Annotated in this window: 23 protein-coding genes; 12 read left to right on the top strand and 11 right to left on the bottom strand. The window is 38.6% G+C overall.

The features are described 5' to 3' along the window. Positions 1-595 precede the first annotated feature (595 nt). Positions 596-2,500, bottom strand: a complete 1,905-nt coding sequence (locus tag BS34_RS0104900) for a SurA N-terminal domain-containing protein (RefSeq protein ID WP_029407429.1) — start codon at positions 2,498-2,500, stop codon at positions 596-598. Positions 2,501-2,763: 263 nt separating this feature from the next. On the opposite strand from BS34_RS0104900, the gene BS34_RS0104895 reads away from it, so the two are divergent. After that, complete coding sequence (locus tag BS34_RS0104895) at positions 2,764-3,123, top strand: response regulator (protein ID WP_029407428.1); 360 nt, start codon at positions 2,764-2,766, stop codon at positions 3,121-3,123. Positions 3,124-3,425: 302 nt separating this feature from the next. On the opposite strand, the gene BS34_RS0104890 is transcribed toward BS34_RS0104895, so the two are convergent. The 9 genes from BS34_RS0104890 to mutL form a co-directional block, all read right to left on the bottom strand. Beyond that, positions 3,426-4,745: an adenylosuccinate synthase gene (locus BS34_RS0104890; RefSeq protein WP_029407427.1), complete on the bottom strand. Its 1,320-nt coding sequence runs from the start codon at positions 4,743-4,745 to the stop codon at positions 3,426-3,428. Positions 4,746-4,792: 47 nt separating this feature from the next. After that, the gene (locus BS34_RS0104885; RefSeq protein WP_029407426.1) at positions 4,793-5,965 is read right to left on the bottom strand and encodes an ATP phosphoribosyltransferase regulatory subunit; all 1,173 of its coding nucleotides are present in this window, start codon (positions 5,963-5,965) and stop codon (positions 4,793-4,795) included. A gap of 100 nt (positions 5,966-6,065) precedes the next feature. After that, positions 6,066-6,293: a DUF2065 domain-containing protein gene (locus BS34_RS0104880; RefSeq protein ID WP_233993140.1), complete on the bottom strand. Its 228-nt coding sequence runs from the start codon at positions 6,291-6,293 to the stop codon at positions 6,066-6,068. Positions 6,294-6,313: 20 nt separating this feature from the next. Further along, a complete protein-coding gene (gene hflC / locus BS34_RS0104875) occupies positions 6,314-7,171 on the bottom strand; it encodes a protease modulator HflC (RefSeq protein WP_029407424.1) in 858 nt (285 codons plus the stop codon). Further along, complete coding sequence (gene hflK, locus BS34_RS0104870) at positions 7,171-8,433, bottom strand: FtsH protease activity modulator HflK (RefSeq protein ID WP_029407423.1); 1,263 nt, start codon at positions 8,431-8,433, stop codon at positions 7,171-7,173. Before hflK ends, hflC begins: the two co-directional genes overlap by 1 nt. Before the next feature lie 234 nt (positions 8,434-8,667). Beyond that, positions 8,668-9,969, bottom strand: coding sequence for a ribosome rescue GTPase HflX (hflX, locus tag BS34_RS0104865; RefSeq protein ID WP_029407422.1), 1,302 nt, complete (start codon positions 9,967-9,969; stop codon positions 8,668-8,670). Between the two features lie 124 nt (positions 9,970-10,093). Continuing rightward, positions 10,094-10,360 (bottom strand): RNA chaperone Hfq, encoded by a 267-nt coding sequence (gene hfq / locus BS34_RS0104860; protein WP_029407421.1) that lies wholly within the window; start codon positions 10,358-10,360, stop codon positions 10,094-10,096. A gap of 418 nt (positions 10,361-10,778) precedes the next feature. Continuing rightward, the gene (miaA, locus tag BS34_RS0104855) at positions 10,779-11,750 is read right to left on the bottom strand and encodes a tRNA (adenosine(37)-N6)-dimethylallyltransferase MiaA (protein ID WP_051640687.1); all 972 of its coding nucleotides are present in this window, start codon (positions 11,748-11,750) and stop codon (positions 10,779-10,781) included. Between the two features lie 60 nt (positions 11,751-11,810). Beyond that, the gene (gene mutL / locus BS34_RS0104850) at positions 11,811-13,730 is read right to left on the bottom strand and encodes a DNA mismatch repair endonuclease MutL (RefSeq protein ID WP_029407419.1); all 1,920 of its coding nucleotides are present in this window, start codon (positions 13,728-13,730) and stop codon (positions 11,811-11,813) included. A 396-nt stretch (positions 13,731-14,126) separates the two neighbouring features. Here mutL and apbC point away from each other — a divergent pair, with 396 nt between their 5' ends. Next, on the top strand, positions 14,127-15,251 hold the full coding sequence (gene apbC, locus BS34_RS0104845; protein ID WP_106379962.1) for an iron-sulfur cluster carrier protein ApbC: 1,125 nt from the start codon (positions 14,127-14,129) through the stop codon (positions 15,249-15,251). 85 nt (positions 15,252-15,336) lie between these two features. Here apbC and BS34_RS0104840 read toward each other — a convergent pair whose 3' ends face one another. Beyond that, positions 15,337-15,636, bottom strand: a complete 300-nt coding sequence (locus BS34_RS0104840; protein ID WP_029407417.1) for an STAS domain-containing protein — start codon at positions 15,634-15,636, stop codon at positions 15,337-15,339. A gap of 487 nt (positions 15,637-16,123) precedes the next feature. On the opposite strand from BS34_RS0104840, the gene metG reads away from it, so the two are divergent. The 10 genes from metG (at position 16,124) to BS34_RS0104785 (ending at position 26,554) form a co-directional block, all read left to right on the top strand. Further along, the gene (metG, locus tag BS34_RS0104830) at positions 16,124-18,226 is read left to right on the top strand and encodes a methionine--tRNA ligase (protein ID WP_029407416.1); all 2,103 of its coding nucleotides are present in this window, start codon (positions 16,124-16,126) and stop codon (positions 18,224-18,226) included. Between the two features lie 50 nt (positions 18,227-18,276). Beyond that, a complete protein-coding gene (gene rsxA, locus BS34_RS0104825) occupies positions 18,277-18,852 on the top strand; it encodes an electron transport complex subunit RsxA (protein ID WP_029407415.1) in 576 nt (191 codons plus the stop codon). A 6-nt stretch (positions 18,853-18,858) separates the two neighbouring features. Further along, positions 18,859-19,455 (top strand): electron transport complex subunit RsxB, encoded by a 597-nt coding sequence (gene rsxB, locus BS34_RS0104820; RefSeq protein WP_029407414.1) that lies wholly within the window; start codon positions 18,859-18,861, stop codon positions 19,453-19,455. After that, positions 19,455-21,812 (top strand): electron transport complex subunit RsxC, encoded by a 2,358-nt coding sequence (gene rsxC, locus BS34_RS0104815; protein ID WP_084151566.1) that lies wholly within the window; start codon positions 19,455-19,457, stop codon positions 21,810-21,812. The genes rsxB and rsxC overlap by 1 nt, the downstream gene beginning before the upstream one ends. Further along, complete coding sequence (locus BS34_RS0104810; RefSeq protein ID WP_029407412.1) at positions 21,809-22,843, top strand: RnfABCDGE type electron transport complex subunit D; 1,035 nt, start codon at positions 21,809-21,811, stop codon at positions 22,841-22,843. The genes rsxC and BS34_RS0104810 overlap by 4 nt, the downstream gene beginning before the upstream one ends. Positions 22,844-22,854: 11 nt before the next feature. Then, complete coding sequence (rsxG, locus tag BS34_RS0104805; RefSeq protein ID WP_029407411.1) at positions 22,855-23,493, top strand: electron transport complex subunit RsxG; 639 nt, start codon at positions 22,855-22,857, stop codon at positions 23,491-23,493. After that, positions 23,486-24,241 carry an electron transport complex subunit E gene (locus BS34_RS0104800; RefSeq protein WP_084151565.1) on the top strand — a complete coding sequence of 252 codons (756 nt, stop codon included), beginning with the start codon at positions 23,486-23,488 and terminating at the stop codon, positions 24,239-24,241. The genes rsxG and BS34_RS0104800 overlap by 8 nt, the downstream gene beginning before the upstream one ends. 4 nt (positions 24,242-24,245) lie before the next feature. Further along, positions 24,246-24,878: an endonuclease III gene (gene nth / locus BS34_RS0104795; RefSeq protein ID WP_029407409.1), complete on the top strand. Its 633-nt coding sequence runs from the start codon at positions 24,246-24,248 to the stop codon at positions 24,876-24,878. A 293-nt stretch (positions 24,879-25,171) separates the two neighbouring features. Next, complete coding sequence (locus BS34_RS0104790) at positions 25,172-25,603, top strand: DUF1841 family protein (RefSeq protein ID WP_029407408.1); 432 nt, start codon at positions 25,172-25,174, stop codon at positions 25,601-25,603. Positions 25,604-25,627: 24 nt separating this feature from the next. Then, complete coding sequence (locus BS34_RS0104785) at positions 25,628-26,554, top strand: sulfurtransferase (protein WP_029407407.1); 927 nt, start codon at positions 25,628-25,630, stop codon at positions 26,552-26,554. Positions 26,555-26,577 lie beyond the last annotated feature (23 nt).

Here is a 26,577-nt window from a genome sequence, read left to right as displayed (position 1 = left end):
GTGAACTAAATAAAATATTGTAAAAAACTGTCTGATTTAGTCAAACAGTACATCGGTTGAGAAGCCTTTTTAAATATTAGCCTTTGCCTTAAATATTGTCACTCAGGCTTCCCGTTACTTTTTGCAATTTGGCAAAAAGTAACCAAAAAACAAACCCCACTCCATAAAAAGGCAAGTTCTAAGCTTGTGAACTGAAAACGCTGAACTCGCGTCGCTCAAACAGCAGCGTTTTTTTACCGTTCACTACGCTAAGAACCTTGCACCATTTATTACAAGGGGACTTATGGCGTCTGCCCAAGCTTCGATATTAAGCATCACAGAAGTGCAAAATAATTCAAGTCCCATTATCTTTGGTTATTAAATTAGAATGGTAATTGACTATTATCTATTCAGATAAAATTCAATTTTTTAAAACTAGTTGATTTTTAACGTTTTTTATTCGTAACCACCTTTTATTTATGCCCTTGGGTACAAATTTTTCAATAAAAAAACCCGAGTTACCAGGCCTGGTAACTCGGGTTTTTTATTAGTTTGCTTTTGTTTGCTTTGGTTAAAAGCTTAAGCTTTCGACCGCAAGCAAACCGTTTATAAACACTTATTTTACTGTTTTATACACTTCTTTTTTAACCACATCAGAAGTTGCTTTTAAAGTGGCTAAACGTGCTGATAACTCAGAATTTGAGAATAGTTCTGCAAACGCCTTTTTCAATGGGGCTTTTTGCTCTTCCGTTAATGGTTTAGTTTTAACGTCAGTTACTTCCAATAAAATAGTATCACCAGTACCTAAAGCAAACTTAGTCCAGCTAGGCTTACCTTCAACTGGCTTAGGCGTTTTAAATGCCTCAGATACCATTTGAGGAAGTAGGTTTTGTGCATTACGTGCAATCCAACCCACAGTATTCCATTCAACACCATCTTGCATTTGAGACTCACCTGATTCACCTGACATAATTTTCTTAAGCAGTGCATCACCTAGTTTTGCTGACTCAGCAATGGCGGCTTTACGGGTTAACTCCTCTTTAATAGACGCTGAAACTTCAGAAAGTGCTTTTTGACGTTCTGGCTTATGAGTATTTACTCTTAAAACTAGCGCACGGTTAGAACCTAACTCAATAGATGAGCTATTTAATCTTGACTTTAAGACATCCTCAGAGAAAGCGGTATTAACCACTTTATCATTACTCAAGATATCACCTGAACCACCTTCACGGCTAAAGAAATCCGAAGTCTGAACCTTAAGCCCTGTTGCAGTTGCTGCTGGCTCTAGGCTATCAGATTGTTCATAAACAATCGTATTCAACTTTTCTAATAAATCAAAATACTGACGTTCAGCTTCTTGCATTTGATATTGCTTAGTAACTTCATCTTTTACGGCTTTTAAGGGCTGAGCTTGTTTTGGTATGATTTTTACTAACTTAATAAGGTGATAGCCAAATTCTGTTTTAACAGGCTTACTGATTTCACCTTCTTTCATTGAGAAAACCGCCTCATCAAACTCAGGCACCATCATACCCTGTTCAAAAGTTCCTAAATCACCACCCGTATTGGCAGAACCAGGATCTTGAGAATAAGCTTTAGCTAGTTTTTCAAAAGACTCACCAGCAGCTAATTTCTCTTGAACTTCAGTAATCGTTTTTTTAGCTTTTTCGTCTGCATCTTCTACATCTGCTGGAGTTAAAATTAAGATATGCTTAGCTTGGCGTTTTTCAGGCAAAGTAAATTGACTCTTATTTTCAGCATAAAAACCTTCAATAATCTCATCTGTCACAGGCATTTTTTCTGCTAATTTTTCTTGCGAAAGTTCAATATAGTCAATTGAAACTTTTTCTGGTTCAACATATTGAGCCATGTCTTTATTGTAAGATTCTGCGATAGCTTCATCTGAAATAGAAACGGTCTTAAAGAAAGGACGTTGGTCAACACGTAAATAATTAACTTTACGTTCTTGGCCCTGCAAACTCGCTAACTGCTTAACTTCAGAATCGGTCGAAAATGCAGACGTTTGTGTTAAGTTTCGGTACTGGTTTTCAGATAAAAACTGACGCTGTTCATTTTCAAAACGTGCAACATTCAAACCATTTCTTAACAAAACCTCTTCATAGATTTTTTGTGAGAACTTGCCTTTTTCTTGAAACACACTAGCTTCATGAATAGCGGAGGCCAGTTGTTGATCACTAATAACCATGCCATTATTTTGTGCCCATTGTCGAATCTCTTCAGATTCAATTAATGCATCCAAAACTTGATTACGTAATTCATCATCTTTAACAACTTGATCATACATATCACCAAATTGCTTTTGAAGTCTTTGCTTTTGACGGTTATATAAGGTTAAAAACTGATTGGCTGTAATATCTTCGCCATTCACTTCTGCAACCACTACGACCTTATCACCACGCGCATATTGGTCAATTCCAAATAATGCAAACGTTAAAATAATTAATCCGACAATCACCCAAGCAATCCACCCTTGAGCGTGATCACGAATAGCTTGTAACATGCTTAATCCTTTGATTCATTTTAATGTAAAAAAACAGCTTTCTATAATAACAAGCAATGACTTTCGTTTCAGCATTATTACTCAATATTAAAAGAATTAAATACCCAAAATAGCAACGATTCACTTAAACATACAAGAATGACTCCATTAATCAAAATGGCAAAACTAAAAATATTAGTTAACTCATGCTCTTTTAGTTTAGTAAAATGAGAATTTAGTAGCCAAAAGGCATATACACTCAATCATAAACAAAAGAGAGAAAAATGAAGAAACTACTCTATGTTGACGATGCCAGTTCTATGAGAAAATTAGTTAATCTTGTATTGGCGAAAGACTTTGACATTACGTTAGCAGAAAATGGTTTACAAGGTTATGAAGCCATTGAAAAACAGCAGTTTGATGTTATCGTCTCAGACGTAAACATGCCCGTTATGACTGGTATAGAGCTACTAGAAAAACTTCGGGCACACCCTAATAGTAAATTCACGCCAGTGTTAATGCTCACCACTGAGGCTAGCTCAGAATTGAAAGCCGAAGGGAAAAGACTTGGCGCAACGGGTTGGATAGTCAAACCTTTTGATCCTGAAAAGCTATCTAGCGTTATCAATCGAGTTTTAAATTAAAACACTTAGAGACCTTTGCACGAGATTGGTACGAAAGAAAAATGAGGTAAAATTTACCTGATTGCGGCGGAAAACGCAGGGGATAGCTAGCTATTCGCAAGTTGTCGCCCAACGGAAGTGCCCTTGGGGTACAACAAAAATGAGGTGAATTTTAACCATTTTTACTCGTTCATACTCTCGTGCAACGGTCTCACTAAATTAAAATAACCCGATATAACCAAAAAGCCCTCAATTAAGAGGGCTTTTTTATGCATGTAAAATAATTATTTCTCGCTATCAAGCTTAAGAGCGAGACGTAAAATTTAGGCAAAAGGGTCATTTATAACCAAGGTCTCAGAACGATCTGGGCCTGTTGATAAAATAGAAACCGGAATACCCACTTCTTTTTCTAAAAACTGAATGTAGTTTTTTGCTTCAACAGGCAATTCATCCCATGACTGTGCACCTACTGTAGAAGTTTGCCAACCAGGCATGGTGACATAATTTGGTTTACATGTGTCATACTCATCAGCACTAGCAGGTGGAAGCAGTAATGTTTCACCATTTTGCGAGTAAGATGTACAAATTTTGATTTCAGCTAAACTATCCATAACATCAAGTTTAGTTAAACACATACCTGTTAAACCATTGATTTGAGCTGAACGACGTAAAGCGACTGCATCAAACCATCCACAACGACGTTGACGGCCTGTAGTTGCACCAAATTCATACCCACGTGTACCCAATTCTTTACCAATTGGATCACCTTGATCTGTATCACAGTTGTAAGACAATTCGCTAGGGAATGGACCACTTCCTACTCGAGTGGCATACGCTTTAGTAATACCTAGAATGTAGTCTAATTCTGTTGGTCCAATACCTGCCCCTGGGCCTGCACCACCAGCTGTGGTGTTAGATGAAGTTACATATGGATATGTTCCATGGTCAATGTCTAATAAAGTACCCTGCGCACCTTCAAACATTAAATTTTTACCCGCCGCATTGTATTCACTAATAAGGTTAGGAATATCTGCAAGCATGGGTAGAATCATTTGACTGTAGCGTTCACATTTTGCCCAAAGCACTTCAAAAGAAACCGGTTCACACTTATAGAAGTTTTCTAACATAAAGTTATGGTAGGTCAAAGTTTCTTTCAATTTAGCTTTAAAGGCAGTCATATTTTTAAAATCACCCGCTCTCAATCCACGACGAGCAACCTTATCTTCATAAGCTGGCCCAATACCACGACCCGTTGTTCCAATCGCTTTATTACCACGAGCAAACTCACGCGCTTGATCTAAAGCAACGTGATAATCTAAAATTAACGGACAAGCTTCACTAATTTTTAAACGTGATTGAACTGCTAATCCCGTCTCTTCTAATTGTTTAACTTCTTTTTCTAATGCATCTGGTGCTAGAACAACACCATTACCTATAAAGCATTCAACATCTTCGCGTAAAATTCCAGAGGGAATTAAATGTAAGACTGTTTTTTTACCATCAATAACCAGTGTATGCCCTGCATTATGACCACCTTGAAAACGCACAACAGCAGCAACACGATCTGTTAAAAGGTCAACAATTTTACCTTTACCTTCATCGCCCCACTGGGTACCAACAACAACAATATTTCGTTTTGACATAAAATACTTCTTAATAACTTTTAATAAATTCTTTGGTTAAGCTAAAACTATAACGTTTCAACGCTCCATTGACCAGACTGCTTTGACAGCGTTTTAACACCTTTATTTAAAGAGGATAAATCATAAGATTTAATTACTCTAAAACCTTGTTTTTTTAAATCTGCAATCGCTTCTTGAAGAGACTTATCAACTAATGAAGGAGCGTATATTGTTTCGGTTACGTTTAAAGTGACTTCTTCTAAAAGATCTAGTGCTGAACGCAAATCTAAACTAAAACCACTTGCTGGCAGTGCTAAGCCAAAAACTGACCCAATATTGTCATAACGTCCGCCTTTAGCAACTGGTTGTAATTTACTACCACTATAACAAGCGAATACAATTCCGGTGTGGTACTGATAGCCACGCATTTCAGCCATATCTAAATGCACTGGTACGGCATTAATTTCAGCAATAGCATCAATAACCGTATCTAATCTTGCAATTGCCGCATCTAAACCAGCTGATAAACCCGCTAATTCATGCATAGCTAAGGCAATAACTTCTGTTGCCGACCCACACATTTTTGGCAACTGTTCGAATTTAGATTTTAATATTGGACTCATATGAATCTGAGCAATAAAGGCTTCAAACTCAGGTATGGCTTTACGCTCCAGAATATTAATAAGTTCACTTGATTGTGAATCACTGAAATTTGCAAGTGTCATTAACTCAGTAACAATCGCCACATGACCTAAGCTAACTTTAATATCAGGCAGTTTCAAAAGTTTCATACTTTCAAGCATTAATTCAATGATTTCTATATCACTTTCAACACCCTGATGACCAAAAATTTCAGCACCAACTTGAATAGGACTTCGGGAGCCTTTAGCTTTATTGTTACGCGTTTTTAAAACTTCTCCAACATAACATAAACGTGAAATAGTTGAATCTGCTTTTAAACGATTACTGACTATACGGGCTACCTGAGGAGTCATATCTGCACGAACCCCCATCATACGACCGCTCTCTTGGTCGGTAAAACGGCAAGTATCAACAGCCATATGACCTGCTGTTCCCGTTAATAAAGAATCAGTAAACTCTGCTAGAGGTGGAAGCACCATTTCAAAACCAGAAAGTTCAAAACCATCAACGAGCTTGCGTCGATAAAACTCTAATTTTTGTGCTTGAGGTGGTAGGAGGTCTTCTAAACCTTCGGGCGTAAACCACGTTGATTGCTGCATTTCAAAACTTCTTTTTATTTATTAAAATTCTTGGGGACATACTTAGACCTTTACTCGATGGGTGTGTACAAGTCTCATATTATTATAAATCAACTCGTTGCTATTCACTAAAAAATAGCAGCAACACTAATCCAATTGAGATAGAAACTAACCCCATTACACGCAAATCGCGATCAGACATTTTCATGGCTTCTAGCATCATACGTTTCCAAATAGCTGGAAACACAAACGGGAGTAACCCTTCTAAAATTAATACTAAAGCAATTGCTGCAAATAATGTGTTTTCTAACATACGTCCATAAAAAAGGTGGGTTACCCCACCTTTCACAATACTTATTCTTTAATAATTTATTTTCCAGACTCGTTAAAGTACTTGAAAAAATCTGATTTAGGGTCAACGACCATTACATCTGATTTATTATTAAATGATTTTTTATAAGCGTTAATACTGTGATAAAAAGCGTAAAACTCAGGGTTTTTACCATAAGATTTCGCATAAATATCTGCTGCTGTAGCATCCCCTTCACCGCGTAAAATCTCAGCTTTGCTATACGCATCAGCTAAGATTACAACACGTTGACGGTCAGCATCAGCTTTAATTTTTTCAGCCGTTTCGGTACCTTTTGAACGTAAGTCTTTTGCTTCTCGATTACGTTCCGCATTCATACGTTGATAAACCGATTCACTGATATCTTTAGCCAAATCTATACGTTTAATACGTACATCTTCAATTTCAATACCAAATGATTCTGCTTGTAGGTCTGTGGTTTTTTTAATTTTTTGTGCAATTTCAACACGCTCACCAGAGATAACTTCTTTAACCGTACGGTTACCAAATTCATCTCTTAAACCTGACTGAACAATTTGCCCTAAACGCATACCTGCTAAACGATTATCACCATTCATTGTGGTGTAAAACTTTTTAACATCAACAATACGCCACTTTACAAAAGAATCCACTTCTAGCTTTTTCTTTTCTACGGTGTAGTAATCTTCAGGTGCTGCATCTAATGTTTGTAAACGAGAATCAAACAGACGAACATTGTTAATAAAAGGCGTTTTAAAATGTAAACCAGGTTCTATATCTGCTTTTACAATTTCCCCTAAACGAAGAACCACACCCGTTTGCCATTGATTGACAACATATACAGAGCTGCTAGCAACAAATAAAACTGCTGCCACAAAAATTGAAAATAATGATTTCATTAACGTAGCTCCCTATTTTTTAGATATTCACGAATACCCGTTCTTTGTGAGTTATTATTTTGTTGCGCGGTTGGAGTTGGAGAAACGGTTGGAGCTGAAGCAGGAGTTTCTGACATTTTAAAAGGAACTGATGATTGCCCACTTACCATTTTATCTAATGGAAGATAAAGAAGGTTGTTACTGCTTTCAGAACCGACAAACACCTTGCTTGTACTACTTAATACGCCTGATACAGCATCTATATAAAGACGCTTACGAGTCACTTCTGGTGCTTTTTCATACTCAGTGACAATACTCGTAAAACGAGATGCCTCACCTTTCGCTTGAGCAATGACCTGATCATGGTAAGCACTCGCTTCTTCAAGCTGACGAGCAGCCTGCCCTCGTGCTTTTGGTAATATGTCATTTGAATAAGCTTCTGCTTCGTTAATAGAACGTTCTCTATCTTGACCCGCTTTAACCACATCAGCGAAGGCTGGTTGCACTTGCTCAGGTGGTTTGGCTTCTTGTAAGTTCACACTGGTAATCATTAAACCGGTTTTATAAGCATCTAATCTTTCTTGCGCTAAATCTTTAACACGTTTAACAATTTCATCACGACCTTCTGTCAAAACAAAATCCATTGTACTTTGACCAACAACTTCGCGTAATGCACTTTCCGTCACAGAACGTAATGTTGTGTCTGGATCCGTTACATCAAACAAGTATTTATTAGCACTCGTCACCTGATATTGAACAGCAATTTTCAAGTCAACAATATTTTCATCTTTGGTCAGCATTAATGATTCATTAAGAACACTACCAGAACCAGAACGACCACGTGAATCCTGCGAAACACCAGATCGATAGCCAATTTCAGCGGTACGAATCTGATCAACGTTAACGATACGAACTTTTTCAATTGGATAAGGCATATGCCAATGCGGTCCGGCTTTGGTTTCGTCTACAAATGAACCAAAACGAGTAACTACACCACGTTCTGCTGGATCCACAATATAAATACCTGACAATAACCAAACCACAACAATAACCGCCACAATAACTGAGCCGCCAATGCCACCAATTCCGCCGCCATTGTTACCAAATTTATCACCCGCGCCACCTAATAAGCTTTGAGCTTTTTTTAGTAACACATCTAAGTCGTCGTCATTTTGTTTTTTTGGTGGTTTATTATCACCACCGCCATTATTACCGTTGTTGCCGGGTTTTCCTGAGTTACCCCAAGGATCTTGCCCTGACTTACCTGGTTCGTTCCAAGCCATTAATTTACTCCATGCTTTCACATTGGTTATGCAATTTTAGTTATTAATCATCACTTGGTTAGACCTAGCAATAAAATCGCGATTTGTAATTCTGTTATTTTAGAGAGTAACACTTTAAATGTCACCTATTAAAATAATTTATAAACAAGTTTTTTAGATTGAGTCCTTTGCATGATGAGAGTATGAATAAAAAGTGAACGAATTCTTTGGATTTAGTCTCTCATTCTCTTTTAATTATTGATTGTTTCTAACTTCAGCTTTAATCAGTTCTGGCCATTTCTTAATTTGATTCCATTCATGTTCTGTCAGGTTCATAGTGAACAAGCTATTACCTTCTTCATCAAAACCTTCTTCCAAAATGGTTCCTAGTTGATAAAGCTGAGAGCGTTTTTTTCCGGCATCTCGTTGTAAGATTAAATCAACCTCATAGAAAGAACCTTTAAAAAATGAAGCCACTGCTTCCATTAACAGCTCTACACCCAGACCTTTTTGAGCTGAAACCCATACACGTTTTGCAACACCCTCTTCATCATAATCAATTTTAGGGTCAATAGCCGGCTCCAACAAATCAATTTTATTGAATACAACTAACTGTGGAACCTCATTTGCCCCTACTTCGGCGATGACATCATAAACATCAGTCATTTTTTCTTCACGATGCATATCAGCAGCATCGACTAAGTGAATTAACAAGCTAGCTTCACGAGTTTCTTCAAGGGTAGAACGAAAGGCGGTGACTAAATCATGAGGAATGTGACGTATAAAACCAACAGTATCTGCAAAAATAACAGGCCCCGCTCCGGGCAAATGAACACGCCTAAGCGTAGAATCTAAAGTTGCAAACAGACGATCTTCCGCATACACATTTGCGGTTGTCATATAGTTAAATAAGGTTGATTTACCCGCATTGGTATAACCAACAATGGTAATAGTCGGCAATTCAGAACGTTTACGTGAACGGCGCCCTAAATCACGCTGTTTACGAACCTTCTCAATCTTAGATTCTAATTGTTTGATTCGACCTTGTACAAGACGCCTATCAGACTCTAGCTGAGTTTCACCTGGTCCTCTTGCTCCAATTCCCCCTTGTCTATCAAGGTGAGTCCAGCCTTTTACTAGGCGAGTAGCCATACGTTTAAGCTGAGCAAGTTCAACCTGCAACTTACCTTCATGCGAACGGGCTCTTTGAGCAAAGATATCTAGAATCAAACCAATTCGATCCAACACCTGACAACCCACTAATTCCGAAAGGTTACGCTCTTGAGCAGGCGTTAAAGCGTGGTTTACAATCACAACATCAGCTTCATATAATTCAACGGCCTGTTGAATCTCTTCAGCCTTACCTTTACCTATAAAGTACTTTGAATCCGGGTGTTGACGTTTAGTTGTGAGGAGTGTGCATATTTCAGCACCGGCAGAATCCACTAACTCATAGAACTCATCAAGTTCTTCTCTATCAGCTTCATTGTGAAAATCAACATGAACTAAAACGGCTCGTTCTAATTCACGTCGTTCAAGACGATCAAATAATTCCATTAACGCTCTCTGGTAAACCCTTTTTGGGTAACCTAATAATAATCAAGCTGCGCACTTTATCAAATTTAGCTAAAATTAGCCAAAATTAGAAACCCGTTAATGAAATTAATCTTTAAGCTTTAGTTTACTCTTTGGCAGATTCATTATCTTCACTAAACGCTTCATAAGGCTTAGGATCACGCATTGGAACAATGGTTGAAATCGCATGTTTATAAACCATTTGCGTTACATTACTTCTCAACAAAACCACAAATTGATCAAATGAATCTACTCTACCCTGCAACTTAACCCCATTAACCAAATAGATTGAAACGCTTATTTTTTCTTTTCTTAACGCATTTAAGTAAGGGTCTTGGATAGGCAATGCCTTAGCCACTTTTTTATTCTCCATGATAATTCCTATTTTATTTTTATTATTTTGATTTCTTATTATTATTTTAAGAACTCATTTAGAGACCTTTTTAAGGCCCCATTTAAATTCAAATCCAAAACCGAAGATGACAAAGCTGAAGATGAATTATGTGGTTGATTTGACCAATTTAGCCTACCAAAAACAAGTTTAGCGAAAAGCATACCACACTGCTTAAAATTGTGATTATCAAATCGTTTTATTTACAGATAAAACACAACGACTATTACACTGAGACCTTTGCACGAGAGCATGCACGAGTAAAAATGGTTAAAATTCACCTGATTTTTGTTGGAAAACTTGCGAATAGCTAGCTATTCCCTGCGTTTCCCGCCGCAATCAGGCAAATTTTCCCTCATTTTTCTTTCGCACCTATCTCGTGCAAAGGTCTCACAATTAATCACACCTTTGAATTTAACAACGATAAGGCTAACTTTACGCGTTCTTCTGGTGAGGTTTTATAAGGGTCAATAACCGTCACATCTGGCTCTTTTCTTAACCAGGTTAATTGCCTTTTAGCAAGTTGACGGGTGGCAACTAAGCCCTTATAAACAAAGGTTTCATAATCGTATTCACCCTCCAAAAACAACCAGGCCTGGCGATAACCCACACTGCGTATAGAAGTCATATCTTCATTTAAGTCTTCTCGTTGATAAAGACCTTTCATTTCTTGTAAAAAACCCGATTCAATCATTGACAAAAAACGTACTTCAATCTGTTTATGCAACTTAGCCCTGTTTTCGGGTATTAACGCAATTTTTATCAACTCAAAATCAGGCAAGCCTTTTTTGGGCTGAGCTCTAAACTCCGTTAGACTTTTACCCGTAATTTCATAAACCTCTATCGCACGAACCAATCTTTGTGGATCATTTTTATGAATTCTTTCTGCTGAAACAGGGTCAATATCTAATAATTTTTCATGTAATAAATTTGGAGATTCATGCCAAATCTGTAACCATTTCTCTCTTATTTTTTCATTCGCAGGAGGCAAATCTGACAAACCTTGTTGCAAGGCATTAAAGTACATCATGGTTCCACCTACTAATACAGGCAGTCTATTTCGGGTATAGATTTCCGTCACCAGACGATTTACATCCTCCACAAATTCAGAAGCCGAGTAGGTTTCACTAGCATCATGCGTATTGATTAAATGATGTGGCACTAAATCTAACTCTTGTTGACTAGGTTTAGCTGTACCAATATCCATATCACGATATATCAGTGCCGAATCCACACTAATAATTTCAATTGGCATTTGCTCAGCTAACAACATTGATAACTGACTTTTACCCGAAGCTGTGGGTCCCATAATAGCTAAACATTTTTTATTAGCGATTAATTGGTTGACTAGGTTTTGATATTTTAAATTCATTAAATGTTCTTTTTCTATAGCTTGTGCAAATATAGCTCGTACAAAGCTCTCTTTGTAAAATTATTGACCACGCATAAACAAACTATCGAGCTGATTCATGGATAATTGAACCCAGGTAGGTCGGCCATGATTGCATTGGTCTGAACGTTCAGTGACTTCCATTTCTCTCAATAAAGCGTTCATTTCTGCAATCGTTAACTGACGGTTTGCTCTTACCGAACCATGACATGCCATAGTCGATAAAATATGATTAATACGTTCTTCAACCTGTTGAGTTTGCCCTGCAACCGCTAAATCTGAAATCATGTCATTTACCAGGCCTGGTATATCACTTTTTGCTAATAATACAGGCACAGCGGTTACTTTTAATTGCTCCGGTCCAAGCGCTTCCAGTTCAAAGCCTAACTTTGCAAATAAAGCTTGATATTCTTCCCAAATTGCAATTTGTGATTGTTCAAATGCCATTGCCATAGGCACCAATAATGGTTGACTAATTAAACGGTCATTTTGCCACTGGGCTTTAAAGCGCTCATAAACCACCCGCTCATGAGCCGCATGCATATCAACTAAAACTAAGCCTTGCTGGTTTTCTGACAATATAAACACACCATGCAATTGAGCTTTTGCAAAACCAAGCATCGGCATATTTGCATTACCCGATTCTGTATTGCCAAGTTCTGTATTGCCTGGCGTTGCATTAGTTCGTTCTTGTTCAGCGGCGTATTTTCCGCTTAATTCTGATACGTTCAATGCATTATTCATAGACGAAGAATCAAGCATTCCCCCATCCTCGCGACGCTGCTGAATTATCTCACCTAAGTTAGCATTGTAACTTCCGCCTGCGCTATTTGAATTTTGCCAACCTTCTACTGGCGCTTGAAAACGCATACTTTCTTGAGAGGTCGCAGATTGATTCAGAAAACCACCTGGATTTATAACTGATTCTAAAGATGCTCCAGTTCCCGTTTCTGAGACCACAGGCTTTGCTACCGCCTCTCTCACACTGCGGCGTAAAAAATCATACACCCAACGTCCATTCGCAAATCGCACTTCATATTTTGCTGGATGCACGTTTACATCAACTAAATCATGAGGCATCTCAATAAAAATCAAATATGCGGGATGTCGTCCATGGTAAAGCACATCAGCATACGCTTGTTTTACCGCGTAAGAGAGTAAACGATCACGCACAATACGACCATTTACAAAAATGTATTGCATATCTGTTTGGCTTCGATTAAACGTAGGTAAACCAACCCAACCAGACAATTTTATATCTTGTGTCTCAAATTCAATCGCAAGAGATTGTTGAACAAAGCTAGTTCCCATTAATTGACTCAGTCGTTTTTGCAAGCTTGCACTATCATTTGCAGTAAAGACCTGACGAACCATCTTTTGGTTATGGACCAGTTTAAACCCTACCTCGGGACGGCTTAACATGACACGCTTAACTAACTGGTCAATTTGGGAGAATTCGGTTTTAGCTGTGCGTAAAAATTTTTTACGTGCTGGGGTATTAAAAAACAGGTCATTAACACTCACACGAGTACCAATTTTACCTGCTGTAGGCTGAGCTTGCCCCCATTTTCCTTCACCCTCTGCCGACAGTTTCCAAGCTGCAGAATCTGATTCATGTCGACTTACCACTTCAAAACGCGAAACTGAACTAATACTCGCCAAAGCTTCACCCCTAAAGCCTAAGGTTTCTACCGCTGCCAAGTCTGATCCTGATTTAATTTTACTTGTGGCATGACGACTAACAGCCAGTAAAAGCTCACCTTTGGGAATTCCATAACCGTTATCCGCAACAACGATTGATTTAGCACCACCCTCTTCAATCAAAATATCAACTTGAGTCGCCCCTGAATCAAGCGCATTTTCCAACAACTCCTTGACTACAGAAGCTGGGCGCTCAACAACTTCACCTGCGGCAATTTGGTCGGCTAAATAACTAGGAAGTTGCTCAATAATCTGGCGCATATAAGATTTAAAACCCGTTTATAGACTTAAAAAGTTTGTAAAAAACGGCCAAAATTATACCATCAATCACGCTATTATTTAGCCATTACCCTGCTTCTAAACCTACTAGGCCTGGTGGTTTTTAATAATTTAATCCAAAAGGTATTCATAAACCTTATTTTTTATAGCCTTTTTATCCAAGTGTTAGCTGTTAAAATAACCACAATTATTTTTTAGAGACCTTTGCACGAGATAGGTGCGAAAGAAAAATGAGGTAAAATTTGCCTGATTGCGGCGGAAAGCGCAGGGAATAGCTAGCTATTCGCAAGTTTTTCAACAAAAATCAGGTGAATTTTAGCCATTTTTACTCGTGCATTCTCACGTGCAAAGGTCTCTTTTAACGGTAGAGGTAAATAAATGGGTATTCTAAACTCTCTTTTTGGCAATGGTATTTCGCAAGAATTACAAGAACAACTCACCAAAAAATTTAAGTCCATTGTTGATCCAACATCACAACAAGACCTAGATTCTCTCAATGCGATTAGTGACTTAAAAATTAAAAAAGATACACTCTCTTTGACCATTGCTATGCCTTACCCATGTAAAAGTCTTTGGCCAAGTATTGAACAAAATATTGTGCACGAATTGACTCAACTTGGTGAAATTAACCACGTAACCGTTAACTTCCAAACCAAAGTTGTTTCGCATGATGCTCAAAAAGGAGTTTCTCCTTTAGCAAACATAAAAAACATTATTGCTATTGCCTCAGGAAAAGGTGGCGTAGGAAAATCGACAACTTCTGTCAATATTGCCCTAGCGCTTCAACAGGAAGGCGCAACCGTTGGCTTATTAGATGCCGATATTTATGGTCCAAGCATTCCAACCATGCTCAATATTAAAGAAAAACCTCAATCCCCAGACGGTAAAAGTATGCAACCCCTTGCGGCTTATGGTCTTCAGGTTATGTCTATTGGTGCTTTAATAGAAGAAGATTCACCGATGATTTGGCGTGGCCCCATCGTGACTCAAACACTAACCCAATTATTAAAAGAGACAAATTGGGATGATTTGGATTATTTAATAATTGACCTCCCTCCAGGAACCGGTGATGTTCAACTTACTTTATCTCAACAAATACCCGTTACTGGCTCAGTCATTGTCACCACTCCACAACAAGTCTCGTTAATAGATGCTAAAAAAGGCTTAAAGATGTTTGAGAAAGTCGAAATTCCTGTATTGGGGATTATCGAAAACATGAGTACCCACGTTTGTAGCAACTGTGGTTATGAAGAAGCTATTTTTGGAGCTCATGGTGGCGAAAACATGGCTAAAGAATATAAGGTTGATTTTTTAGGTGCGCTTCCGCTTGATAAACGCATCCGTGAAGAGTCTGACAAAGGTAAACCGACTGTAACTGCTGAACCCAATAGTGATATCGCCTTAAAATATCGTAAAATGGCTCACAAAATTAGTGCCCAAATCGGCATTAAAAAACGTAACTACGCTAATGTGTTCCCTAATATAGTCATTCAAAATAATTAATTTCACTCATAAAGAGCTTTGCATTCAAGCAAAGCTCCTTTAGCTCCTTTAAAAATAATAAAAAATCATTCAATTAATCAATTAATTAATTAATTGTAAACAACTTTTTGAACTGAGCCACTTCAAGAATTTTAAGAACCGTTCCACTCACATTAATTAATTTTACCTTACGCTTATTACCCATCGTTTGCTCTCGCAAAAGCAACAGCATGCCTAATGCAGAGCTATCCATATAATGTGTTTTTGAAAAATCTAAATTAAAACAATTTTCAGGTGCCTTATATTTTTCACATATAGACTTAAATTCTTCATACTGACTTACATCAAAACTACTATCTAGTTTAAGGGTTATTAAGTCATCTTGTTCTTGAACCACGATACTCATAAATCATCTTCTTTTAACTCTAGCAATTTAACAGAGTCATTATCATTTTTAATGAATTTGCTTTTTATATTGAATAAAAGCATACCTGACACAGAAAATATAAAATAGCTTTCATTTGGATTTAAAGCTAATTTGAGACCTTTGCACGAGAGTATGCACGAGTAAAAATGGTTAAAATTCACCCGATTTTTGTTGAAAAACTTGCGAATAGCTAGCTATTCGCTGCATTTTCCGCCGCAATCAGGCAAATTTTCTCTCATTTTTCTTTCGCACCTATCTCGTGCAAAGGTCTCAATTTAAATTATAACAAGGCGAAAACTCCAAAACTTTACTGCAAACAATCCATACAAATACACCTAAAAAACAATATAATATCTGGCTTAATTTAAAAACTCATTAAGCCTATTATCGAACAGATGGTCGTTATTGCAACCTCTCTTTGTTCGCTCCATGCTTAAAACCGAATTTGTAAAGTGGAAACTCAGCAATGTCAGAAGCACAAACAGCCCCAAGAAAAATCCTAATCACAAGTGCACTACCTTATGCCAACGGCCCTATTCACCTTGGTCATCTTGTTGAGTATATTCAAACGGATATTTGGTCTCGTTTTCAAAAAATGCGTGGACATGAGTGCACCTACGTTTGTGCAGATGATGCGCATGGCACCCCCATTATGCTTAGAGCTCAAGCGGAAGGTATTACACCAGAAGCGTTAATTGCTAAATCGTCAGAAGAACATCAAGCAGATTTTGCTGGTTTTAATGTTAAGTTTGACCACTACCATAGTACCAATTCACCTGAAAATAAAACGTTTGCCGAATACATTTATAATGAGTTAAACGCTAAAGGTTACATTTCACGTAAAACCATCACTCAGGCATACGACCCTGAAAAAGAGATGTTTTTACCTGACCGTTTTGTAAAGGGAACTTGCCCTAAATGTAATTCTGAAGACCAGTACGGAGATAACTGTGAAGTCTGCGGTGCAACCTATAGCCCAACTGATTTAATTGATCCTAAATCAGCGGTTTCAGGTGCAACGCCTATTGAAAAAGAGACTGACCATCTGTTTTTTGAATTAGGACAGTTTGAAGATATGCTTAAGGAATGGACTCGAGCGGGTCACTTACAATCTCAAATAGCCAACAAACTTGATGAGTGGCTAGAGTCTGGACTTCGTGGCTGGGATATTTCACGTGATGCCCCTTATTTTGGTTTTGAAATCCCTGGAGAAAAAGATAAATTCTTTTATGTTTGGTTAGATGCCCCTATTGGGTATATGTCTAGTTTTAAAGCTTATTGCGATAAAACAGGGTTAGATTTTGACGAATACTGGAAGTCAGGGTCAACTACCGAACTTTATCATTTTATTGGTAAAGACATTATTAACTTCCATGCATTATTCTGGCCAGCGATGCTTTCTGGTGCGGGTTTTAGAACACCTAATGCAGTTTTTGCACATGGTTTTCTTACGGTTGATGGTCAAAAGATGTCTAAATCTCGTGGCACATTTATTATGGCCAAAACCTATCTTGAGCATCTAAACCCAGAATATTTACGTTACTACTATGCAGCTAAATTAAGTGGTCGCATTGATGATATTGACCTTAATTTAGAAGATTTTGCACAACGTGTTAACTCTGACTTAGTGGGTAAAGTAGTCAATATCGCTAGCCGCTGTGCCGGCTTTGTCGTTAAAAAATTTGATGGCAAGTTAGCTACATCTTGGTCTAATGATGCTAATGAGTTATATCAATCTTTTACGGCTAAGTCTGAAGAGATTGCTGATTTATATGAGCAACGTGAATATGGTCATGCAATGCGTGAAATTATGACATTAGCGGATAAGGCAAATGAATATATCGCAGAAACTGCACCATGGGTTTTAGCTAAAGAAGAAGGCAAAGAGACTGAGCTATTAGAGTCTGTTAGTGTTGGAATCAACCTATTCCGTGCGTTAATGAGTTATTTGGCTCCGGTTATACCTGAAACTGCGGATAAAGCTCGTGCGTTTTTAAATTTGGAATCTTGGGAATGGAATGCGATTCAAAAGCCATTAATGGGGCATGAGATTACTAAATTCAAAGCCTTATTAACGCGTTTAGAAATGCCGCAGATTGAAAAAATGATTGAAGCATCTGCAGAGTCTTTAGCGAATACTTCATCGGCACCTGACGGTAAAAAAGATGATAAAAAACCAAAATCAAATAAACAACAAAAACAAGAGACCGCACAAGTAAGCAATGAACTTGAACCGATTGCAGAACAAATAACAATCGATGACTTTGTTAAAATTGACTTACGCATTGCCAAAATCGTTAACGCTGAAGCGGTCCCTGAAGCTAAAAAGTTACTCAAATTAACATTAGACATTGGCCTTGAACAACGTCAAGTATTTGCAGGAATCAAATCCGCCTATGAACCAGAAGACTTAATTGGCAAGCTCACGGTTATGGTGGCAAACCTAGCACCCAGAAAAATGCGATTTGGTCTATCTGAAGGTATGGTTTTAGCAGCCGGTCCAGGTGGCAGTGACTTATATATTTTATCTCCCGATGAAGGAGCTATTCCAGGGCAAAGAGTCAAGTAACCAGGCCTGGTGAATACCATTTGGATTAAACTCAAAAGGAAACACTGTTAATGAAAGAATACATTCTCATTTTAATCAGCACGGTACTGGTTAATAACTTTGTATTAGTCAAGTTTTTAGGCTTATGCCCTTTTATGGGGGTTTCTAAAAAAACTGATGCAGCTTTAGGAATGGGACTAGCAACGACTTTTGTATTAACTTTATCTTCCGTTTTAAGTTACCTAATCTTTACTTATCTTTTAGAACCTTTTGGGTTGGAATATCTGCAAACAATCGCTTTTATTTTAGCGATTGCTGCAGTCGTTGGCTTTACGGAAATGGCCATTCATAAAACCAGCCCTGCTCTTTACCAAGTATTAGGGATTTATTTACCGCTGATTACGACCAATTGCGCCGTTTTAGGTGTGGCATTATTGAATGTGGGTGAAAAGAATGACTTTATTGCTTCTGCTTTCTATGGCTTTGGAGCCGCTATTGGCTTTACGTTAGTCATGGTGTTATTTGCCTCCATTCGTGAACGCGTTGAGGTTGCTGATGTTCCAGGACCGTTTAAAGGTGCTCCTATTGCTTTAATCACAGCAGGCTTAATGTCTATGGCATTTATGGGCTTTGGTGGATTGGTGTAAAGATTTATGATAGAAGCAATTTTAATTTTTGTTGGGCTTGCGATAGTATTTGGACTTTTGCTTGGGTACGCCTCGGTACGCTTTAAAATAGAAGGTAATCCCACCGCTGAACGTATTGACAAAATCTTACCGCAAACCCAGTGTGGTCAATGCGGTTATCCAGGCTGTAAACCCTATGCGGAAGCACTTGCCAAAGGCGAAACTGAGGTAAATAAATGCGTTCCAGGCGGGACAGAAGTCATGATTCTCATTTCCGAAATCACCGGTCTTGAACCTAAAGAGATGGAAACCGTCGAAGAGGAAGACAAACCTAAAGAAGTTGCTCGCATTAACGAAGATCTTTGCATTGGTTGCGTGTTATGTATTAAAGCGTGCCCAGTTGACGCTATTTTAGGCGCAACTAAATTAATGCACACCGTCATTGAAAAAGAGTGCACCGGCTGTGAGCTTTGTGTACCTGTTTGCCCGGTTGATTGTATTGATATGCAGCCAATTCCTCTATCAACCCGCAACTGGAAATGGCCAGAACCTGACGAAACGATTGCAATAGAAACCATTAACCAGCAAAGCGACATCAACAAGCCTAATCAAGGAGAGGTTTAATGTCTATTTTGGCCAGTATTGTTAACAAAATTGCTCCTATTTACCCTCAAGCAAAGCGCTGGTTGCATAGTTTTAATGGTGGAGTCTTCCCACAATATCGAAAAGAGCTCTCTTCTAGCCAGCCAATTCGTGAACCGATTATTCCAGAACGTCTAGTCATGCCCTTACAACAACAAGTAGGTCAACCTGCTGAACTCTTGGTAAAAGTTGGGCAAACCGTCAAAAAAAATCAATTAATTGCTCGTTCATCTAAAGATGCTAATAAAGCCTTAGTAGTACCTATTCATGCTCCTACTTCGGGGGTAATTGAAGAGATTGCAAACTACACTCTTCCGCACCCTTCTGGTTTGCAGGATGTTGCAATCATCATCAAACCAGACCATTTAGATGAAAGCATAAAAAACCCACTCAAGGTCTCCGGTGAAAGCCCAAACAATCCAAAAGAATTAAAAGAGATTTTGCTCAACGCGGGCATTGTTGGCATGGGGGGCGCAGGGTTTCCAACCTATGCAAAAATTCCGAATGAACCTGGCAAAATCCACACCTTATTGATCAATGGCGCAGAGTGCGAACCCTTTATTACTTGTGATGATTTAATCATGCAAACTGAAGCGAATGCCATTATCCAAGGTGCGCTGATTACCGCTCAAGCTTTAGGTTCAAGCAAAATTATATGTGGTATTGAAAGTAATAAACCTGCCGCAATAAAATCTATGCAAAAAGCCGCTAAAGATACTTTAGTTGAAATTATTGTGGTTCAATCGGTTTACCCAATGGGAGGGCAAAAACAGCTTACTCAAGAATTGACCGGAATCGAAATGCCGCATAAAGCTCATGCGGTCGATATTGGATTGTTAATGATGAATGTTGCTACCTTTGCCGCCATTCATAATGCAGTTCGTTTTGGCGAGCCACTTACCTCTCGCTTAGTTAGCGTAACCGGCTTAGGTTTAGCAGAACCTTTTAATATTAAAGCCTTAATTGGTACCCCTTTTGAAACCTTAGCTCAAGCAGCAAAGCCAAAATTTCCACTCAATTATCCGTTAATTATGGGTGGCCCAATGATGGGCTTTAAGGTTCAAGACAACCAAGTACCGGTAATTAAAACCACTAACTGTATTTTAGCTAATCCTCCTGAGCCAGTAGAGATGCAAATGCCCTGCATTCGTTGTGGTGAGTGTATGGATGCTTGCCCAGTTAACTTACTACCACAACAGATGTACTGGCACAGTTATGCCCATGAGTTTGAAAAAGTAGAAAAGCTTAACGTTTTTGATTGTATTGAATGTGGTTGTTGTAGCTATGTTTGCCCAAGTCATATACCGTTAGTGCAGTATTACCGCCACGCAAAATCAGAAATTAAAGAAATTCATGCTGAAGAAAAAGCGACTGAACTGGCTAAACAACGTCATGAATTTAAACTTGCACGAATTGAACGTGAAAAACAAGAACGCGAAGCTCGCTTAAAAGCGAAAAAAGATGCGGTAAAAAAACAGGCTGAAAACAAAGCTGATTCAGAAAGCACCTCTAAACCAAAAGGCAAAGCAAGTGCAGCTGCTGCAGCGGCTAAAGCGGCAGCAGCAAAAAGAGCTGCGGCCAAAAACACCGCTTCTGGTTCTGCAGATGAAACGGCTACGTCGGCTACTTCTGACAATATCCCGCCTGCTAGAAGAAAAGCCATTGAAGCGGCTAAACAAGCTACTCATCAAGCTTCGAAACAAGCTAGGGATAATAATGGCAATATATCTAGCCCTAAAGATGCAGCCAAAGCAGCAGCCATGGCGGCGGCTAAAAAACGTGCCGATGCAAAAAAAGCTAAAAAACAGTCTGATTCTTTAGATAACAACAAAACGCGTGATGTAGAACCGTCCGTATCTAAAGACCCAAAACAAGCAGCCAAAGCAGCCGCCATGGCTGCTGCAAAAGAACGTGCTCAGGCAAAAAAAGCGACTCAAAAAGATACAGAGGTAGAGCAAGCGCCAGACTTAACGACAAACTTAACTCAAAACACCGAAGAAACCCCAGCATCCAAAAAAGAAGCGGCGCGTAAAGCGGCAATGCAAGCAGCAAGAGCCGCTGCTAAAAAGCGCAAAGCAGATTCTCAATCAAAAGCCCAAACTAAGAATGCGCAAAATAATGAGGATGCATCTAACTCTAAGCAATCTAATCAGCCAATCACTGAAGCTTCATCCCAACAAGTGGATAAACAAGCTGATAGACAAACTGATAGACAAACTGATAAACAAGATAAAAAACAAAAAGCAATGCAATTAGCTAAGGCCAATGCAGCTAAAAAAGCCGCTGAAAGAGCTGCGTTAAAAAAAATTCAAGAAAATTCTGAGGATACTCAATCGTGAATGCCCCCGAACTAAGTTCTTCACCTTACACTCATAATAATCAAAATGTTCGTAAGGTCATGTTGCAAGTTCAGATTGCGGCTTTACCTGCACTTTTTACACATATCTACCTTTTTGGTTTTGGTATTGTCGTGCAATGGATACTAGCGGTAATGACCTTACTGATAGTGGAATACGTTATGCTAAGAATGCGTGGCCGACCTGTGCTACCTTTTATTACCGATATGAGTGGATTAATTACCATAACGGGTCTTGTGTTTTGTATTCCTCCTGACTCCCCTTGGTGGATTATTGTAAGTGGTAGTACATTTGCCTTAATTTTTGGTAAACATCTTTATGGTGGCTTGGGTTATAACCCTTTTAACCCTGCCATGTTAGGTTATGCTTTTCTTTTAATCTCATTCCCCGTACAAATGACTCAATGGACCTTGCCAAGTAGTTTAAGTGGCCACTCTATTAGTTTTCTGGAATCTGCTTATTACATTTTTACAGGGCATATTCCTGGCATGAATTTGGATGCTCTTACCGGAGCAACGCCTTTAAATTCAGTTCGTACAGGATTATCTCAAGGCATTACGGTTGTAGATTCAATTAGAACTGAAGCGTCGAGTCATTTATTTGGTTTATCAAGCTGGGGCTGGGTAAATGTCGCCTTTATGGTGGGTGGTGTATGGATGATAATTACCCGTTCTATCAGCTGGCAATTTCCTGTTGGCTTTTTGGGTGCTCTTGGCCTAATGAGTTTTATCTTTAACCAAATTGACCCTAACCTATATCCACCAATGAGCTTCACCTTATTGAGTGGTGGAACGATGTTGGCAGCATTTTTTATTATTACTGATCCCGTCACGGCCAGTACAACGCCAAAAGGCCGGTTTATCTATGCTTGCGGAATAGGCATATTGGTTTACGTTATCCGTAACTGGGGAGCCTTTCCTGATGGTATCGCGTTTGCGATTTTATTAATGAACATTGCGGTTCCTTTAATAGACCAATACACTCAACCACGTGTATTTGGCCACAAACGTTAGAGGTTGATTTAATGAATAACACAACCCAACAACTTATTAAAACAATGTTTAGTTCAGCAGGTAAACTGACCTTATTTGTGCTTTTAAGCATTATCCTGCTATTAAGTATTAAAGCCTTAACCGCCCCGGCTATTGAGAAAGCGGAACGTGAAAACTTACTAAATACCTTTGGTCAAGTTTTACCGAAAGCACTTTATAATAACGACCCGCTTGCAAACACTTATACAATCAATGACCCTAACTATTTAAAACTATTGGGTACGTCACAACCAGTTACCGTTTATCGTGCCTTTAAAGACCAACAACCAGCAGGAGCGATTTTTAGTGCCATCGCACCCAATGGATATTCTGGCAACATCTATATATTAATTGGTGTTTATCCTGATGGTCGTATTTCTGGCGTACGCGTCATAAAGCATAAAGAAACACCAGGCCTGGGTGATAAGGTTGAGATTAATAAAACTAAGTGGGTATTAGAATTTGATGGCCGCAAAGTGCGTGATGACAATGATCCACGCTGGGCAGTAAAAAAAGATGGCGGTGATTTTGACCAATTTACAGGTGCAACCATTACACCAAGAGCCGTGGTAGGCGCCGTAAAACACGCATTACTGGTGGTTAATGATTTAGGAGAACGTTTGTATGAGTAATGCAACAACGACCAACCCTGCTGACAATGAAACAGCCGTTGATAAAAAGCCATTTTGGCATGATTACAAAATCATAATAGAAAATGGACTTTGGAACAATAACCAAGCACTCGTTGCCCTTCTTGGGCTTTGTCCGCTATTAGCTGTGTCAAATAATACTATTAATGGCCTGGGGCTTGGTCTAGCGACCCTACTGGTTTTAGTTTTATCTAATGCCTTGGTCTCTGCAATACGTAACCATGTTTCAGATGAAATTCGTATTCCTGTTTTTATCGCTATTATTGCTACGATGGTTACGGTCATTGATTTATTAATGAATGCTTACTTTCATACGCTACATGGCATCTTAGGTATCTTTATTCCATTGATTGTTACCAACTGCGCTATTTTAGGCCGTGCGGAGGCTTATGCGTCTAAAAATAATATCGATAAAGCCATTGTTGATGGATTCTTTATGGGCTTAGGTTTTCTATTGGTCCTCACGTTACTAGGTGCTTTACGAGAGGTGATCGGCAACGGCACTCTTTTTGATCAAGCTTACTTAATGTTTGGTGAAGATGCTCGTAGTTGGACCATACACTTTGGTGATAATTATCAAGGCGTATTATTAGCCATATTACCTCCAGGTGCCTTTATTGGTTTAGGACTTATTATCGCTTTTAAAAACTGGTTTGACGCCCGCAAAATTGCCAAACAACAAAACCAATTAGGCATTCAAGTCTCTGTTACCTCAATGGTCACCAAATAACGTCATGAATAAAGCGAAACGTCTTGAAATCTTTGAACGCCTAAGTGAAGCTATTCCTAACCCGGAAACCGAACTTAACTACTCCACCCCTTTTGAGTTATTAATTGCGGTTATTTTGTCCGCACAAGCGACTGACAAAGGGGTGAATATTGCGACAGATAAACTCTTCCCTATTGCCAATACACCAGAAGCCATCTACGCTTTGGGGGAAGAAGGTTTAAAAGAGTACATTAAAACCATTGGTCTGTTTAATACCAAAGGTGCCAATATCATTAAAACCTGCAAAATGTTAATCGACCTACATCATTCTGAGATACCAGATGACCGTAAAGCCTTAGAAGCCTTACCGGGTGTTGGTCGTAAAACAGCCAATGTCGTTTTAAATACTGCCTTTGGGCACCCAACAATGGCTGTGGATACCCATATATTTCGTGTATCAAACCGCACTAAATTGGCACCAGGTAAAAATGTTCTTGAAGTTGAAATGAAACTACTCAAAAACATCCCTAAAGAGTACCTTATTCCCGCACACCATCTTTTAATCTTACACGGGCGATACACATGTACGGCTCGTAAACCCCATTGTGGTGCTTGCTGTATTTATGACTTATGCGAATTTAAAGAAAAAACAGAATAACCAGGCTTGGTAGCTTAAATAAGCAAGTTTTTGAGTAACTCATAATCTACTCTCTAATGATATTATTTAATTGAGACCTTTGCACGAAATAGGCACGAAAGAAAAATGAGGGAAAATTTGCCTGATTGCGGCGGAAAACTTAGGGAATAGCTAGCTATTCGCAAGTTTTTCAACAAAAATCGGGTTAATTTTAACCATTTTTACTCGTGCATACTCTCGTGCAAAGGTCTCTAATTACCAACGATCCCCTCAAAACAAACTTACCAGGCCTGGTAAAACGATGAAAGGTTAATATGTTTTACACTTCTGAAAGAGATAAACTCAGACAATTTTATGCCGATACCTGGCAAAAAGCGCGTCATGGTTTACCGATGGATGCCATGGAAACCATGGTGGCTAATGTGATTGAACTCCATCCTGAATACCAATCCATGTTACAAAATGAGAAACATCTTGGTAATGAATACAAACCTGAAGATGGTGAAACCAATCCCTTTTTACACATGGGAATGCATTTAGGTTTACAAGAACAAGTCTCTATGGATAGACCCGCAGGTATTCAAGCAGTATACCAACAACTTGGAGAACGCTTGGGCGATGTTCACAAGACAGAGCATGCCATGATGGACTGTTTAGCAGAATCTCTTTGGATTGCTCAGCGAGATCAAGTTGAACCTGATGAACAAGCCTATTTAGCCTGCTTAAGACAACTACTCTTTAAATAACTGATTTAGCTCAAGGATACGCATATGTTAAAGATTCAAAATCTTTTAAAGACATCTCTATCAAAAAATATCTCATTGCTGTTTTTAAGTCTATTTTTGCTTGCAATGTCACCCTTAACCAAAGCTGCACAAAATTCAGTATTTGTATCCGCTAACTGGGTTAAAAAGCACCAGTCTTCAGTTAAAGTTATTGATTTAAGTGATCGAGCTAATTACCTAAAATTTCATCTTCCTAATGCAATGTGGGTGAACTATAGCTGGTTAATCAAGCCACAGAATGGACTCAGCTTAAGTGGCGGTGATAAATATATGGCAAATGTATTTTCTCAATTAGGCATTAATAATAACGATAATATTGTGATTTATGATGATATGGGTGGTTTAAATGCAAGCCGGCTTTACTGGGAATTTACAAAACTCAATCACAAACAAGTTCATATTTTAGATGGAGGGATTGTTAATTGGGTTTTAAGCGGCAATAAAGTCACACAAAAACTCCCTACTCAACCTAAAAAAGTTAATTACCAAGTTCCGGTTAACACTTCAACGGATGCCTTAACCGCTAATAAAGCTGAAGTAATAGCGGCTATTAAAGACAATAAAACCGCGTTAATAGATGCCCGAAGCCAAGAGGAATATGAAGGAATTGCTAAACAGAAACGCAGTGGGCATATTCCAAGTGCTTTATGGTTTGATTGGTCTATGGCCGTGAATACCACTGATGGTTATAAACAACAGCCTAAAGATAAGTTATTAGAGAAATTAAGAGCGAAAAGTATTAATGATTTAAACCAACCTATTATCGTGTACTGTGATACCGCACATAGAGCATCACGCACGTTTACCATGTTAAAAAGTATTGGCTTCAACAATATCAAACTCTACGATGGCTCTATGCAAGAATACAGTATAGATAAATCTTTGCCGCTAAAACTTGGTTCACGCCCTTAATAATTAGCTTTACAAAATGCCCA

The sequence above is a fragment of the Thiomicrorhabdus sp. Milos-T2 genome (genome assembly GCF_000702325.1).
Lineage (GTDB): Bacteria > Pseudomonadota > Gammaproteobacteria > Thiomicrospirales > Thiomicrospiraceae > Thiomicrorhabdus.
Note: the sequence above shows the minus strand (reverse complement) of the source record. Positions and strands in the feature narration are given on the sequence as shown.